This window comes from Microbacterium sp. F2E, from assembly GCF_020905435.1.
Taxonomy (GTDB): domain Bacteria; phylum Actinomycetota; class Actinomycetes; order Actinomycetales; family Microbacteriaceae; genus Microbacterium; species Microbacterium lacticum.
In genome coordinates this window covers 1-1,183 of sequence record NZ_JAJJIB010000046.1, presented here as the reverse complement: position 1 = coordinate 1,183, position 1,183 = coordinate 1, and the positions used below count along the sequence as shown (strand labels likewise).

Annotated in this window: 1 protein-coding gene; it reads left to right on the top strand. The window is 67.5% G+C overall.

Annotated features, from left to right (window positions below; translation table 11 throughout):
- The coding region (locus LOK55_RS13910; protein ID WP_229935845.1) for an IS110 family transposase at nucleotides 1-1,011 on the top strand (1,011 nt) is incomplete at its 5' end.
- Between the last annotated feature and the right edge of the window lie 172 nt (nucleotides 1,012-1,183).

Sequence of the window (1,183 nt, the reverse complement as noted above, 5' to 3'; positions counted from 1 at the left end):
GCGAAGACGCATACCCTGGCGATCCTCGCTGCACCGTTGGGAGAACTGGTCGACACTGCACAGTTCCCGACCACTCACGCGGGTCTTCAACGCGCAATCGACTGGGCCGGGCGGCGCACCGGCGCGGACCTGGACGTCCTGTGGGTCATCGAGGGGATCGGCTCCTACGGGGCGCGACTCGCGCAGACGGTCGCGCAGACCGGCTACCAGGTCGCTGAAGCACCCCGGATGAATGCGCGCACGAACCGAGGGGTGGGCAAGTCCGACCCGCTTGATGCCCGCCGAATCGCAGCAGCTGCGCTGCCGCTGGAGATCACGCACCTGAGGAGCCCACGCGACGACGACGGTGAACGCGCCGCCCTGCGCGTGCTCGTCACCGCCCGAGAACACATGACCACCGAACGCACCGGCACCATCAACGCGCTCACCGCGCTGCTGCGGACTGTCAACCTCGGCATCGACGCCCGCCGACCACTGACCAGCACTCAGGTCACCGAGATCACCCGGTGGCGTGCCCGGGCCGAAACAGTCGCTGCCGCTACGGCCCGCGCCGAAGCCATCCGTCTCGCCAAACGAGTGACCGCCCTCAATGACGAACTCGCCGAGAACAGGTTACGAATGGAAGCGCTCGTTCATGCCACTCCAGCGGCGACACTGCTTGACGAGCCTGGCATCGGTGTCGTGACGGCCGCGATCACGATGACCGCCTGGTCACACGTCGGTCGGCTCCGCTCCGAGGCCGCGTTCGCGTCTCTCGCCGGTGTCAACCCCATCCCCGCCTCTTCCGGAAACACCGCCCGACACCGTCTCAACCGTGGCGGTGACAGGCGGCTGAACCGAGCCCTGCACATGGCCGTCGTCACCCGCATGCGCTGCGACCCCGCCACCCGCGCCTACGTCGAACGACGCCGCACCGAAGGCCGCACCAACAAGGAGATCCGCCGCTGCCTCAAGCGCTACCTCGCCCGACGGATCTATCGTCAACTGAACCGTGCCGTAACGCCGACTTGACACACATAGAAGAGTCCGCATGCTCCTGATCGCCGGCGGACTTGACCCCCTCACCCCCACCTAGAATGCGCAGAGCCCGATATCGAGCGGGTCGTCGCAGCCCGGCTGGGGCGGAAGAAGCCGCCGTTGAAGGTGTTGTGGGCACGGTATCTGGAGACCGACGCCCCGGCCG